The organism is Collinsella aerofaciens (assembly GCF_001404695.1).
Taxonomy (GTDB): Bacteria; Actinomycetota; Coriobacteriia; order Coriobacteriales; family Coriobacteriaceae; genus Collinsella; species Collinsella aerofaciens_E.
Map to the genome: position 1 here is coordinate 1 of NZ_CZAQ01000044.1, position 13,963 is coordinate 13,963.

The following is a 13,963-nucleotide window of genomic DNA, read 5'->3' on the forward strand; positions in this document are numbered from 1 at the left end:
GGCGGGGTAATTCCTCCGTGCTCAAACATTCTCGCTGCGCTGCGAAACTGCGCGCGGAGGAAATACCCCGCCGCCCCGGGGAACCCTCCTGCGCGCAATCAGCCCGTCATTTAGAAGGAAATAAAAGTTTGTGAGCCCCTGGCCGGTTGGCCAGGGGCTCTTTTTGTGTAAATTTGTCGCATGCTTCGGGTTGTGATATAAACGTAGCATGCTACAGAAAGGATGGTGGCTGGAATGGTTCCCGAAGATGCTGCTGGACCCCTGTTTAAGGTGATCAACGAGCGCATGCAGGCGTCTGCCGACGCGGACCTCAAGGAGCAAGGGCTCACTTTTGCGCAAAGCCAGGTGATCGTCTACCTCATCGAGCACGCGGGCCGAGCGCTCCAAAAAGAGATCGAAACTAGCCTCAAGGTCTCTCACCCAACGGTCTCCGGCCTCGTCAGCCGGCTCGAGAAAAACGGCTTCGTGCGCACCTGGGTAGCCGAGGATGACCGACGTAATAAGGTCGTTGAGCTTACGGACAAGGCACACGATGCCGGTGATCGCATGCGTGCCACAATGCGCGAACGCGATCGAGAGCTGCTCGCCGGCCTTGATGAACGCGAGCAGACGGAGCTCATCCGCATGCTCAGGCGAATCTACGCCAACGTCTGCAAACAGTAGCCTCAATAGCACCCGTCGCCCACCGGATTCGATCCGCCTGCGACGGGCTTCTTTACATCCTATTCCGTAGCTTGCTACATAATTTCTGCCCGATTCGTACAGAAAGGAACATACATGATACGAACGCTTGCACGGAGCCTGCGGCAATACCGCAAGAGCTCCGTCACCGCCATCCTGCTTTCAATCCTGGAGGTGATACTCGAGATCGCTATCCCACTCGTCATGAGCGACCTCATCGACCGCGGCATCCAAGCCGGCAACATGGGCGAGGTCTGGCGCCTTGGCATCGCCCTGCTCGTCCTTGCCGTTCTCGAGTTTGGAGTGGGCGCCGGCGGCGCCTGGATGGGCGCACGCGCCTCGGTGGGCTTCGCCGCCAACCTGCGCGACGATATGTATGACAACGTGCAGACCTTCTCTTTTGGCAACATCGACAAGTTCTCTACCGGCTCGATCGTCACACGCCTCACTACCGACGTCACCAACGTGCAAAACGCCTACATGATGATCATCCGCATGGGCGTGCGCGGACCCGTGATGCTCGCGTTCTGCTGGATCGTGTCGTTTACCATCAATCGGCAGATTTCGTTTGTGTTCCTGGCCGTGATCCCCATCCTTGCTATCGCGCTCGGACTTATCATGTGGCGCGTAAGCGGCATCTTCAACCGCGTTTTCGCTACCTACGACACGCTCAACAACGTGGTGCAGGAAAATGTCGCAGGCATCCGCGTGGTCAAGTCGTTCAACCGCGAGGAGCACGAGATTGGCAAGTTCGGCCGCATCAGCCAACGCATCTACGAGGACTTCGCCCGCGGCGAGCGCCTCATCGCACTCAATACGCCGCTCATGCAGGCCTGCATGTACGCATGCATGATACTCATCTCGTGGCTCGGCGCTAAGGCCATCGTGGCCTCGGGCAACAACGCCGCGCTCGGCCTCACCACAGGACAGCTCACCGCACTCTTTACCTACGCCACGCAAATCCTCATGGCGCTCATGATGCTCTCCATGGTCTTTACGCTTATCGTGATTGCCCAGAGCTCGGCCAAGCGCATCGCCGAGCTACTCAACGAACAGAGCGACATCGCGAGCCCCGAGCCCGGTCGCGCCGTCACGCAGGTTGCGGACGGTTCCGTGGAGTTTGACCACGTGAGCTTTGCCTACGCGAGCAAGGCCGAGAAAAACGTGCTCGAGGACGTAAACCTCACCATCAAGAGCGGCGAGGTCGTGGGCATCATCGGCGGCACGGGTTCGTCCAAGTCGAGCCTCGTGAACCTCATCGCCCGTCTCTATGACGTCACCGCGGGCACCGTGCGCGTGGGCGGCATCGATGTGCGCGACTACGACCTCGATGCGCTGCGCGGCCAGGTGGCCATGGTACTGCAGAAAAACGAGCTCTTTAGCGGCACCATCGCCGAGAACCTGCGCTGGGGTGACGCCGAGGCCAACGATGCAGAGCTGGTGCGCGCCTGCGAGCTCGCCTGCGCGAACGAGTTCATCGACCAGATGCCCGACGGCTACCAGACCATGATCGAGCAGGGCGGAACCAACGTTTCGGGCGGCCAGAAGCAGCGCCTCTGCATCGCGCGCGCCCTGGTGGCCAAGCCGCGCGTGCTCGTACTCGACGACTCCACGAGCGCCGTGGACACCCAAACGGACGCAAAGATCCAGCAAGGCCTTGCGGAGTACCTGCCTTCCACGACCAAGATCGTAATCGCGCAGCGTGTGAGCTCGGTCATGCACGCTGACAAGATCGTCGTGATGGACGACGGCCGCGTGAGCGCGGTGGGCACGCATGAAGAGCTTTTGCACACAAGCGATATCTATCGCGAGGTCTTTGAGTCGCAGCAGAAGGGAACGGCAGAGGATGAGTAAGCAGAAGAAACGCCCCGCAAACGGAGCCGCGGCGGGCGCCGACATGCCCGCGATGCAGCTCGATATGGCAACCGTCAAGCGACTGCTCTCGTATATGTCCTGCTACCGAGGACAACTTGTACTCGTCGTCGCGTGCATTCTGCTCTCTGCCATCGCGAGCGCCGCGTCGTCGATGTTTTTGCAGGCACTCATCGACGACTACATCGTCCCGCTTTTGGCGACCGACACTCCCGTATGGGCGGGCCTTGCGCACGCGCTCATCACCATCGGCGCTGTCTATGTGGTGGGCGTCGTGGCCACACTCGTCTACAACCGCGCGATGGTCACCGTGGCGCAAGGCACGCTCAAACACATCCGCGACGATATGTTCTCGCACATGCAGACGCTCCCCTTGCGCTACTTCGACACGCACGCGCACGGCGACATCATGAGCCTCTACACCAACGACACCGACACCCTGCGCCAGATGATCGCGCAGTCGCTCTCGCAGCTCGTAAGCTCGGTGTTCACGTTGGTCGCGGTCTTTGTGTGCATGCTTTGGATGAGCGTGGGGCTCACCGTGGTAGTCTGCGTGCTCATGGCGGCGGTGCTCGTGTTCGTGGGCCGCATCACGGGGGTCATCGGGGCGTTTTCTATCGAGCAGCAAGATACGCTCGGCGCGCTCAACGGCTACATAGAGGAGATGGTCGGCGGGCAGAAGGTCATCAAGGTCTTTTGTCACGAGGACGCCGCACGCACCGGAATGGGCAAGCTCAACCGTGCCTGGGCAAAGGCTGCGACGAACGCGCAGGGCGTGGGCAATTCGATCATGCCCATGATGAACGCGCTTGGCTACCTGATCTATGTGGTGGTGGCTGTGCTCGGCGGCTACATGGCCATTGCAGGGACACCCAACCTGGGTCTTACCGGTTTCGACACGTTCACGCTCGGTGCCATCGCGTCGTTTCTGACGCTCACGCGTAACTTTATGAACCCCGTAGCGCAAGTGTCCAACCAGCTCAACTCGATCATCATCGCGCTTGCGGGCGCCGGGCGCATCTTTACGCTCATGGATGAGAAGCCCGAGTCCGACGACGGTTACGTGACGCTGGTCAACGTGCGCGAGGACGCGGACGGCGCGCTTGTCGAAACGAGCGAGCGAACCGAGCGCTGGGCCTGGAAGAACCCACATCACGATGGCGGCTGCGGGCTCGTGCCGCTCAAGGGGCATATCATGCTCGACCATGTGAGCTTTGGCTATGTGCCCCAAAAGCTCGTGCTGCACGATATCGAGCTCGAAGCTGAGCCCGGGCAGAAGATCGCGCTCGTTGGTGCGACGGGCGCCGGCAAGACCACGATCACCAATCTTATCAACCGCTTCTACGACATTGACGACGGCAAGATCCGCTACGACGGCATCAACGTCAACAAGATCCGCAAGGCCGACCTGCGCCGGAGCCTGGGTGTGGTGTTGCAGGACGTGAACCTGTTCACCGGTACCGTCATGGACAACATTCGCTACGGCTGCCCTGGCGCCACGGACGAGCAGTGCATCGAGGCGGCGCGCCTGGCCAACGCCGACGGGTTTATCCGCATGCTGCCGGCCGGCTACGATACCGTACTCGAGGGCGACGGCAGCGGTCTTTCACAGGGACAGCGCCAGCTGATCAGCATCGCGCGCGCCGCGGTGGCCGACCCGCCCGCGATGATTCTGGACGAGGCCACGTCGAGCATCGATACCCGCACCGAGGCATTGGTGCAGCGCGGCATGGATGCGCTGATGGAGGGCAGAACCACGTTTGTGATCGCGCACCGTCTCTCCACCGTGCGCAACTCTGACCTGATCTGCGTGCTGGATCACGGGCAGATTATCGAGCGCGGCAGCCATGATGAGCTGATTGCTAAGCGCGGGTATTACTACCAGCTGTATACGGGTGCGTTTGAGCTCGAGTAGGACCGGCTACTGACGGAGGGCGCCCCGAGGGCGGCGGGGTAATTCCTCCGTGCTCAAACATTCTCGCTGCGCTGCGAAACTGCGCGCGGAGGAAATACCCCGCCGCCCTCGGGGCGCCCTCCTGCGCGCAATTAGCCCGTCGTTTAGAACGGAATAAAAGTTTGTGAGGCCCTGGCCAACTGGCCAGGGCCTCGTTTTGTAGCCGTCCTCTGTTACAGGCCTACCGGTCCTCGCGTTGCGGCCCGGCTGCCTCGGCCGTCTTTATGCGGTTCTTGTCGATGTACATGTTTTTGTCGGCTTGGGAAAAGAGCTCGCGCATCGTGGGCGGTTCATCAAAATCACTGGAAAGCGCATAGCCCACCGCGTAGCTGATAGGCATGTCGGGGTGAGCCTCGGAATACTCGCTCACGTTCGCACGAATCCGAGCGAGACAGGATTCCACGGCAGCTCGATCGGCATCCCACAGCACCGCAATAAACTCATCGCCGCCGTCGCGGCCCACAAAGCAGGTCTCGGACGCCACGCACCCCAGCTGCTGGGCAAAAGAACGGATGTATTCGTCACCCTTCTCGTGGCCAAAGCTGTTATTGACCGTATGCAGGTTGTTAAGATCGAAAACACACAGCGCAACAGGCGCTTCGGCGGAAACGGGATGCCCCTGCCCCAAGATTTCCTCGCACTTGTTCTTGTTGGGCAGTCCCGTGGCTTCATCGAGATAGACTTTGTTCTGCAGCTCGCGATTGAGCGCGGCAGTGCGCACCGCGCGAGCAAGTTCGACCGCAAAGGTCGCCACCAGGCCCACGATGTCGATAATCACCAAACCCTCAAGGCGATTGAGCGCCGTGGCCTTCTCCTGGGAGTAGTCCTCCGCAAGCCTCGTGGCATCGTCACAAATGCCAAAGAACTCCTCGCTCATGGCGATGATGTCGGTGTTCTCGTAGCCGACTTCGCGCACACGGGCGATCTCGGTGCGAAGCTTGTCAAAATAGCTCGCAAGTTCGGTCATCTTTGCCTGATACTCATCGTCATCCAGACGGACGAGATTGAGGTCGTCGCTTCCGTAGCGCAAACCATTAATGTATGAATCCACAGCCTTGAGCAGGTCGTCTTGTGGCTGGCCCGCGTCCTCGAGTTTAACGATTCGCTGCGTGGTGCCGCGCACAAGGCCGGCATAGTTGACCACGCGCGCCGTGCCCTGGATGTCGGAGACGAGCAACATGACATTGATGAAGAAAAAGATAAGAACTGCCGTGAGCGCCATCATCAGAAGGCGCACCGCCTGGCTGGCCTTCTTGGCGACAAAAGTATTCACAAGTTCACTCCCCAAAATGGCAAAAGCTCTGGCGGCACGCAGTGTGCTGAAATTCACGTGAGGCCAACTCTACCAGATGATTTTTCTAGGACGGGGATTAAAGAATCATCGACACGATAGCTATTTGAGAAGTTGGGCCATGGCGTTGACGAATTTTTGGACTTGGAGGGTGGGCTCGAGCGGGTAGTGCAAATAGACTGGCACCTCACGACCGCACAAGAACGGCACGCCCACAAAGGCCGGGTGCACGCCCGACCATGCGCCGCAGGTGAGCACCGCATCGCCCTTTTCCTCCGCATCGTTAAAGAGCGCAAAGTCAAAGCCGTCCACGTCAATCACGTCCACGCCGCCGTCGGCCAGAAGATCGATGCGCAGGCTGTCCATGGCATCGTTACCGTGACGGAGCACGCGCAGGCGCATGCCCTCTAGGTCGGCGACCGTAATGCGCGTCTTGCGCGCGAGCCGGCTTGTGCGGGGCACATCGATATAAAACGGCACGTTGACGATGAGGAGCTTTTGGCAGGCGTCGCCCCAGCGCGGGGTCGAAAAACCCGACTGCACCACATCCACCTCGCGCCCCAGGCTGCGCATGACGGATTCGCGCTCGTCATAGAGATCGCTCACCGGCACAATCTCAAAGCGCAACGACGGCTCCAGCTCGTGCACGTCCGTCCACATCGACAGCGTCTGGCGCCCCGGGCACATCATCGACACGCCCAAGCGCACGGCGCCGCCATCGCCCGCCGCGCGCCGGGCACGACGCAGTGCGTCCTCGGACTGGCGCATGATCGAGCGCGCGTCGTCCACCAGTAGCGCACCAGCCGGCGTCACCTTAACGCCCGAGTGCGACCGCTCGAACAGTGTGATGCCGAACTCGGCCTCGAAGCCCGAAACCTGCTTGACGAGTGCCGGCGTCGACACGCGCAGCTTTGCCGCGGCACGCGAGAAGCTTCCCAGCTCCGCGGCGGCCGATATGGCCTCAAGTCGTCGATCGTACACGTCAATCTCCCGTTTCCAGACGTATGCCCATGCGCGGCCGCAGGGGGTCGTTTTGGCAGGTCACGCGCTCAATTGAGAACAAACCTCAATGCACAGTGTAAACCTACGGTTAACGCCATTCTAACAAATATGCAATTCACCTGCGCAAATCCAAAGCATACGATAACCAGCGAAAACCACGTGGGTCAATTAATGGGAGCGGCCCACAGGAGGCACAAGAAGGGAAGTTCCTATGAGCAATTGGCTTAAGCTCGAGGGCGATGTCTGCGCCGTGACCGGCGCACTCGGCGGTATGGGCGTCGAGATCTGCCGCGAGTTCGCCCGCAACGGGGCCAACGTCGTCCTGCTCGACCTGGACGAGGAGAAGGTCAAGGCTGCGGCCGCCGACCTCGCCGCCGAGTTTGGCATCCACGCCGAGGGCTACAAGATGAACGCCACCGACGAGGCCGAGGTTCAGGCCGCCGTCGATGCCACCATCGCCGACTTCGGCCGCGTCGACGTCCTCGTCAACACTGCCGGCATCTTGCGCTTCGCAGCCATGGAAGACCTGCCGCTGAGTGACTGGAACGAGGTCCTCAACGTCAACCTCACCGGCTACTTCATCACCTCGCAGCGCTTTGGTCGCGAGATGATCAAGGCCGGCCAGGGTCGCCTGGTGCACATCTCGACTGTTGCCAGCCACTCCCCCGAGACGTTCTCGGGCGTGTACAGCTCCACCAAGGCGGGCGTCAACATGATGTCCAAGATGCTGGCTGCCGAGTGGGGCCCCTACGGCGTGCGCTCCAACTGTGTCGAGCCCTGCTTTGTCAAGACCCCCATGTCGGCGAGCTTTTACGCCGACCCCGAGGTCGAGAAGAGCCGCAGCCGCCTGATCGCCACGCGCCGCATCGGCGAGGTCAGCGATATCGCCAACGCCGTCATGTTCCTGGCGTCCAAGCGCTCGGACTTTACCACCGGCGACGCCATCAAGGTCGATGGCGGTTTCTCCAATATGATGGGCGACCTCACCGCCAAGCCCGGCGGCCGTCGCGCATACGCCGACAACTACCTCAAGAACAAGGGTGTCGAGCTTTGGTCCGACGAGTCCGGCGTCGCAAAGCCGACTGACCAGTAGACCAGCCCGACAGGGAGGCTCGCGGTGACGTCCGCCCCTCCCCCGCATCGATTAGAAAGAGTCCAATGGCTTCTAACAACTCCAACAAGGGTCGCGCCGTCGTGCTTTCCGCCGCGTGCGTCACCATGTTCTTCATTAGCTCCATCGCACTGTATTCCGTCGTGAGCAAGAACCTGCTCGCCGTCTACCCCGAGTGGTCCAGCGCCCTTACCTGGGCTTTCCCGGTCTTTCAGACCATCATGGCCGTGACGGGCATCTTCGCCGGCCGCATCTCCGATAAGATCGGCCCGCGCAACGTCGTGATCGCCGCCGCCGTGTGCTACGGCCTGGGCTGGTTCATGTCCGGCACCGTCACCGAGCCGTGGCAGTTCTACCTGTGGTTCTCGCTCGTCGCCGCCATCGGCAACGGCCTGGGCTACAACCCGGCACTCACCACGGGTCAGAAGTGGTTTATCGACAAGAAGGGCCTCGCCTCCGGCATTACGCTCGCCGCTTCGACCGCCGGCCCCGCCGTGCTGTCCCCGGTGCTCGCCTCACTGCTCATCCCGAGCCTGGGCATCTTTGGCGCCCTCAAGGCACTCGGCGTCATCTTCTTTGTGACGATCGCCGCCTCCGCCCTGTTCCTGAAGGCCCCCGAGGGCGGCTGGCTGCCCGAGGGCTTCGAGGCCCCCAAGGGCGGCGCGCACGCCGGCACCTTCGGTGACCTCACCCCGGGCGAGATGGTCAAGACCCCGCGCTTCTGGGTCCTCATCGTCACCTTCGCCTTTGCCGCCACCGCGGGCACCCTGCTCGTGGGCAAGGTTGCCTCCATCGCCGCCGTCCAGCTCTTCGCCGACCCCACGAGCGCCGCGGCTGTCGCCCTCGGCGGCGTGGTGGTCTCCGTCAACACCTGCGCCAACCTGGTCGGCCGTCTGTCCTTTGGCCAGATCATCGACAAGCTCGGCGCCTACAAGTCGCTGCTCATCAGCCTTGTCGTCACCATCGTCGCGCTCGTCATCATGTCGATGAGCTTTACACAGAGCATGTTCTTTGTGGCGCTCGCCCTGCTCGGCTTTAGCTTTGGCGCCCTGCTCGTCATCTACCCGCCGCTCACCGGTGGCGCCTTTGGCACCAGCAACATCGGCGTCAACTACGGCATCATGTTCCTGGGCTACGCCGCTTCTACCTGGATCAGCCAGCCCATCACCGCCGTGCTGTATCACGCCGAGGCCGGCAGCGCCGCCTACCAGCAGTCCTTCTACGGCGCCATCGTGATCGCCGCCATTGCCGTCGTGCTCACCGTCTACATGATGGTCTCCGACAGCAAGAAGAAGTCCGCCTAGTTTTACCGATGCGACAAAGGGACCGTCCCTTTGTCGCATTCCACCAGCCACCAGTATTAAGGAGTCGAAATGTCTGAGCTCAACCCCGTCCGCATTGCCGTCATCGGCGCCGGCGCCATGGGCCGCAACCACATCCGCTTTGTCACCGAGGAGCCCGAGGCCGAGCTCGTCGCCATCGCCGACGCCTTTGAGGGCGCCCGCGCCACGGCCGAGGCCGCCGGCGTGCCGTTTTACACCGATCCCGCCCAGATGATGGACGAGGTCAAGCCCGAGGCCGTCATTATCGCCACGCCCAACGACCTGCATCTGGGCGTTGCCCGCGAGGCCGTGAAGCGCAACATCGTGCCGCTGGTCGAAAAGCCGATCTCCAACGACCTCGAGGATGCCCAGGCCTTCGCCGCCGAGGCCGAGACCGCCGGCGTGCCCGTGCTCGTGGGTCAGCACCGTCGCCACAACCCCTTCGTCAACAAGGCCAAGGAGATCATCGAGTCCGGCGAGCTGGGCAAGCTCACCGTGTCGAGCTTCCACTATATGATCTATAAGAATGACGAGTACTTCGATGTCGAGTGGCGCCGCAAGAAGGGTGCCGGCCCGATCCTGGTCAACCTGGTGCACGACGTCGACCTGCTCCGCTACCTGCTGGGCGAGCCCGTTGCCGTCCAGGGCATGCAGTCCAGCGCCGCCCGCGGTTTTGAGACCGAGGACTCCGCCGTGGTCAACGTCCGTTTTGCCGATGGCGCGCTCGCAAGCATGACCATCTCCGACGCCACCGCCAGCCCCTGGAACTGGGAGGCAACCGCTCGCGAGGATCCGCAGTATCGCCCCTTCGACGCTGACGCCTACTTTATCGGCGGAACCTTGGGCGCCCTTTCGCTGCCCCGCCTGCACCAGTTCTCCTACGACGGCGCCTCCAACTGGCACAAGCCGCTGCAGATGGAGATTCCGGCCGTCGACCCGGCGCTGCCGCACAAGATGCAGCTCAAGCACTTTGTGAAGGTCGTCCGCCGCGAGGTCAAGCCCGTCGTGACCCCCGCCGACAACGTCAAGACGCTCACGCTTCTCAACGCCATCAAGGAGGCCGCCGAGACCGGCCAGCTCGTCGAGCTGTAATGCCTTGAGAGCGGCCGCGGCAGAAACCCCATGCCGAGTCCCTCGGTCCGCCACAAATAAGCCCCTCTTCTTTGCCCCGCGAGCAGCCTCCTGCCCGCAGGGCTTTTCTTTGCAGCCGCGGCGCGCGGGCGGGTGGTAGACTGGGTGGCTCATGCACCTGTAACGTACTCACAGACAGGAAGTCCCATGGACCTGATCGCCCAGCTCGCCCGCGAGCTCAACCTTAAGGCCGCCAACATCGAAGCGGCCGTCAAGCTCATCGACGAGGGCAACACCATCCCCTTTATCTCGCGCTACCGCAAGGAGGCCACGGGCGGCATGGACGACGTCGCCCTGCGCGCCCTCGACGAGCGCCTGTCATACCTGCGCAATCTTGAGCAGCGCAAAGAGGACGTTATCCTGCTCATCGACGCCCAGGGTAAGCTCACGCCCGAGCTCGAGCAGCAGATCCGCGAGGCCACGCAGCTCCAGCGTGTCGAGGACCTCTACAAGCCCTACCGCAAAAAGCGCATGACCCGCGCACAGAAGGCCCGCGAAGCCGGCCTGGAGCCGCTCGCCAACATGATCATCATGCAGGCCTCGGCCAAGGGCAGCGCGCTCGACGCCGCCGCAACATACGTCAACGAGGAGGCCGGCTTCGACACGCCCGAGAAGGCGCTTGCCGGCGCCGCCGACATCGTGGCCGAGACGGTGGCCGAGGATCCCGAGAACGTCGCCGACCTGCGCGCCTTTACGCAAAACACCGCCGATATCGTCGTCGAGGCCACCGACCCCACGGAGAAGACTCCCTACGAGCCCTACTACAACTTTGACGAGCCGCTGCGCCGTATTCCCAACCACCGCGTGCTGGCTATCGACCGCGGTGAGCGCGAGGGCAAGCTCCGCGTGCGCGTGAACGTCGACGGCGCTGCCGCCACGGCACGCCTCGGCGGCCGTTGGCCCCGTCGCCAGGGCGTGTTTGCTCCCATCTTCGATGCTGCCATCGCCGACGGCTACAAGCGCCTGATGGCCCCCTCGCTGGAGCGCGAGGCCCGCGCCAAACTCACCGTTCGCGCCCAGACCGAGGCCATCAACGTCTTTGCCAAGAATCTCGAAGGCCTGCTCTCGGCACGCCCCGTCCGTGGCGCCCGCGTACTCGCGCTCGATCCGGGCTACCGCACCGGCTGCAAGGTCGCCGTCATGGACGAGACCGGCAAGCTACTTGACCACGGCGTGGTCTACCCCACCAAGCCGCGCCACGACGTCGCCGGCACCAAACGCGAGCTCGCCCGCCTCGTCAAAAAGGATGGCGTCAACACCATCGTCATCGGCAACGGCACCGCCAGCCGCGAGACCGAGGAAGTCGTCTCGGAGTTCATTGCCGAGCAGGCGCCTGGGCTGCGATACACCATTGTTAACGAGGCCGGCGCGTCGGTGTACTCCGCTTCCGAGCTCGCCAGCCAGGAATATCCCGATCTGGACGTCACCGTGCGCGGCGCCATGAGCCTGGGCCGCCGCCTGCAGGACCCGTTGGCAGAGCTCGTCAAGATTCCGCCCCAGTCCATCGGCGTGGGCCAGTACCAGCACGACCTTGACCAGGCCGAGCTTTCGCGCACCCTGGGCCACGTGGTGGAGGACGTCGTCAACCGCGTGGGCGTCGACGTAAACACTGCGAGTGCGAGCCTGCTGGGATATGTATCGGGCATCACGCCGAGCGTGGCCAAGAATATCGTGGCTTTCCGCGAGGAAAACGGCGCCTTCACCGATCGCCGCCAGCTTAAGAAGGTCCCCAAGCTGGGACCCAAGGCATACCTCAACGCCGCGGGCTTTTTGCGCATCAGCGGTGGCAAGAACCCGCTCGATGCGACAAGCGTCCACCCCGAAAGCTACGAGGTGGCCACATCCGTCTTGGAGCGCGCGGGCGTTAAAGCCAGCGAACTCAGCCGCGGCGGCGTGCCCGACATTGAGCGCCGCCTGGGCAGCATCTCGGCGCTGGCAAGCGACCTGGACTGCGGCACCCTAACGCTCATCGACATTGTCAACGAGCTCAAGAAGCCCGGTCGCGACCCGCGCGACGATGCGCCCGAGGTGGTCTTTAGCCGCTCGGCGCTTTCCATCGACGACCTGGAGCCCGGCATGGAGCTCAAGGGCACGGTGCGCAACGTCGTCGACTTTGGCGCCTTCGTCGACGTGGGCGTGCACCAGGACGGCCTCGTACACATCTCCAAGCTGGCCAACCGCTTCGTCAAGCACCCCAGCGACGTGGTGCGCGTCGGTGACACGGTCAAGGTGTGGGTCGAAAAGGTCGACCGCGACCGCAAGAAAATCTCACTCACCATGGTGCAGGGGAAGTAGCGCGCACAAGACATGCCATGAGCAGAGGGCCCGAACGTCTCAACGGACGTCCGGGCCCTCTTTTTTGGAAGATTAAATTAGAGGATTATTAGATTACAGATTAACCCATAAAGCGGGGCGAACGGCGAGGTCGAGGAAGGACAGGTGGTAGCCGCTGGAGACCACGTGGCCGTCCGCATTGACGCCGGCCGCGAGGTACGAGCCGTCACCCGGCGAGCGAAGCCACCAGATACACGGGCCGTTATCATCCAATGTCCAAGCACCGTTGCTCACGGCCTGCTGGGTCGGCATGCAGATGCGATCGTTGTCGGACTTGAAATATTTATTTGCCTCGTCGACAGAAAGCAGCGTAGGAGCGCCGTTAATCTCTTTCATCTCATCGCCCGTAAAGGCCTGGGAAGCGAAAACGTTCTCGAGCCATTTCTTGAGGTCTGAGGAGTTCCAGTCGTTGACGTCATCCTCATCCGCATTGAACGCATGGACATCAAGGGCCTTCTGGCTTACGACAAAGGCACGGTTGCCCTCGACCGCCAGGACGCGCCACTCAATGGGTTCCTTGCCGTTCGAGGTGTTGCCGTCTTGCTCGTAGGAGCCGAACTCAACCACGTCGCCCACCTGGCAGCCCTTGAAGGGGTTCTTGTTGAACGCGGGGACGACGACGAAGACGGCGATCAGCACAACGACGATGAAGGTGGCGGCGGCGCCGGCAATGAGGAGGGGCAGGGCATTCTTGCCGCCGGTCGCGGCAGGTTGCTGTACCCGGGCGACCCGTGGCGCGGGCGTATAGGCGTTCGCCGCCCGCGGCGCGGGCATGCCGGCGTTCGCGGCGAGCGGCGTGCCGCATGCGCCGCAGAACCTGGCCTCGTCAATGTTCTTGGTACCGCACTTGGGGCAGAACATGGAATCTCCTTCCTTTCGCTTTTCACACGTTAAGGCTAGGCCCAAGGCAACCAAACTTGTTGCGCAACATGTCCCGAAGGCGAAAAGTCCTGCGCGAGCGGAGGCACGGCCCCGCTGTCGTCGTCCACTCGCCCACGTCGGCAGCAAAAAGGCACCGCCCCATCAAAGAGACAGCACCGATCTGGGCTCGTGCGGTGCGAGTAAACCGCCCAAAGCAAGGGTCCCCCCTCTCGCGACGTGCAAAATCGCGAGTATTCTGCAATTTCCGCCGCTCTGAACGCCCCACAGAGACAATAACGTCAAAAACAGCCCCCGTTTTAGCGTCGTCTGAACTGCCTCCCATTTCTTGGACACAAGAAATGGGAGGCCTTTTTATGGCTGGAAACGCTTTGTACGACGTCGGG

10 protein-coding genes are annotated in these 13,963 nt (G+C 62.2%); 7 read left to right on the plus strand and 3 right to left on the minus strand.

The window, feature by feature from the left end; genetic code table 11:
• Positions 1 to 234 precede the first annotated feature (234 nt).
• From AQ996_RS08895 to AQ996_RS08905, 3 genes are all read left to right on the plus strand, one after another.
• Positions 235 to 663, plus strand: a complete 429-nt coding sequence (locus AQ996_RS08895; RefSeq protein ID WP_055252536.1) for a MarR family winged helix-turn-helix transcriptional regulator — start codon at positions 235 to 237, stop codon at positions 661 to 663.
• A 114-nt stretch (positions 664 to 777) separates the two neighbouring features.
• Entirely contained in the window at positions 778 to 2,535 is a 1,758-nt protein-coding gene (locus tag AQ996_RS08900; protein WP_055252537.1) for an ABC transporter ATP-binding protein, read from the plus strand.
• Positions 2,528 to 4,468, plus strand: a complete 1,941-nt coding sequence (locus AQ996_RS08905; RefSeq protein ID WP_055252538.1) for an ABC transporter ATP-binding protein — start codon at positions 2,528 to 2,530, stop codon at positions 4,466 to 4,468. Before AQ996_RS08900 ends, AQ996_RS08905 begins: the two co-directional genes overlap by 8 nt.
• Positions 4,469 to 4,688: 220 nt before the next feature.
• On the opposite strand, the gene AQ996_RS08910 is transcribed toward AQ996_RS08905, so the two are convergent.
• On the minus strand, positions 4,689 to 5,780 hold the full coding sequence (locus AQ996_RS08910) for a GGDEF domain-containing protein (RefSeq protein WP_055252539.1): 1,092 nt from the start codon (positions 5,778 to 5,780) through the stop codon (positions 4,689 to 4,691).
• A 120-nt stretch (positions 5,781 to 5,900) separates the two neighbouring features.
• Positions 5,901 to 6,779 carry a LysR family transcriptional regulator gene (locus tag AQ996_RS08915; RefSeq protein ID WP_055252540.1) on the minus strand — a complete coding sequence of 293 codons (879 nt, stop codon included), beginning with the start codon at positions 6,777 to 6,779 and terminating at the stop codon, positions 5,901 to 5,903.
• Between the two features lie 232 nt (positions 6,780 to 7,011).
• On the opposite strand from AQ996_RS08915, the gene AQ996_RS08920 reads away from it, so the two are divergent.
• The 4 genes from AQ996_RS08920 to AQ996_RS08935 all read left to right on the plus strand — a co-directional run bounded on the left by AQ996_RS08920 (position 7,012) and on the right by AQ996_RS08935 (position 12,659).
• On the plus strand, positions 7,012 to 7,893 hold the full coding sequence (locus AQ996_RS08920) for an SDR family NAD(P)-dependent oxidoreductase (RefSeq protein WP_055252541.1): 882 nt from the start codon (positions 7,012 to 7,014) through the stop codon (positions 7,891 to 7,893).
• A 65-nt stretch (positions 7,894 to 7,958) separates the two neighbouring features.
• Positions 7,959 to 9,215, plus strand: coding sequence for an MFS transporter (locus AQ996_RS08925; RefSeq protein WP_055252542.1), 1,257 nt, complete (start codon positions 7,959 to 7,961; stop codon positions 9,213 to 9,215).
• A 69-nt stretch (positions 9,216 to 9,284) separates the two neighbouring features.
• Positions 9,285 to 10,325, plus strand: a complete 1,041-nt coding sequence (locus tag AQ996_RS08930) for a Gfo/Idh/MocA family protein (protein WP_055252543.1) — start codon at positions 9,285 to 9,287, stop codon at positions 10,323 to 10,325.
• A gap of 186 nt (positions 10,326 to 10,511) precedes the next feature.
• The gene (locus AQ996_RS08935) at positions 10,512 to 12,659 is read left to right on the plus strand and encodes a Tex family protein (protein ID WP_055252544.1); all 2,148 of its coding nucleotides are present in this window, start codon (positions 10,512 to 10,514) and stop codon (positions 12,657 to 12,659) included.
• A gap of 93 nt (positions 12,660 to 12,752) precedes the next feature.
• On the opposite strand, the gene AQ996_RS08940 is transcribed toward AQ996_RS08935, so the two are convergent.
• Complete coding sequence (locus tag AQ996_RS08940) at positions 12,753 to 13,559, minus strand: DUF6273 domain-containing protein (RefSeq protein ID WP_055252545.1); 807 nt, start codon at positions 13,557 to 13,559, stop codon at positions 12,753 to 12,755.
• Between the last annotated feature and the right edge of the window lie 404 nt (positions 13,560 to 13,963).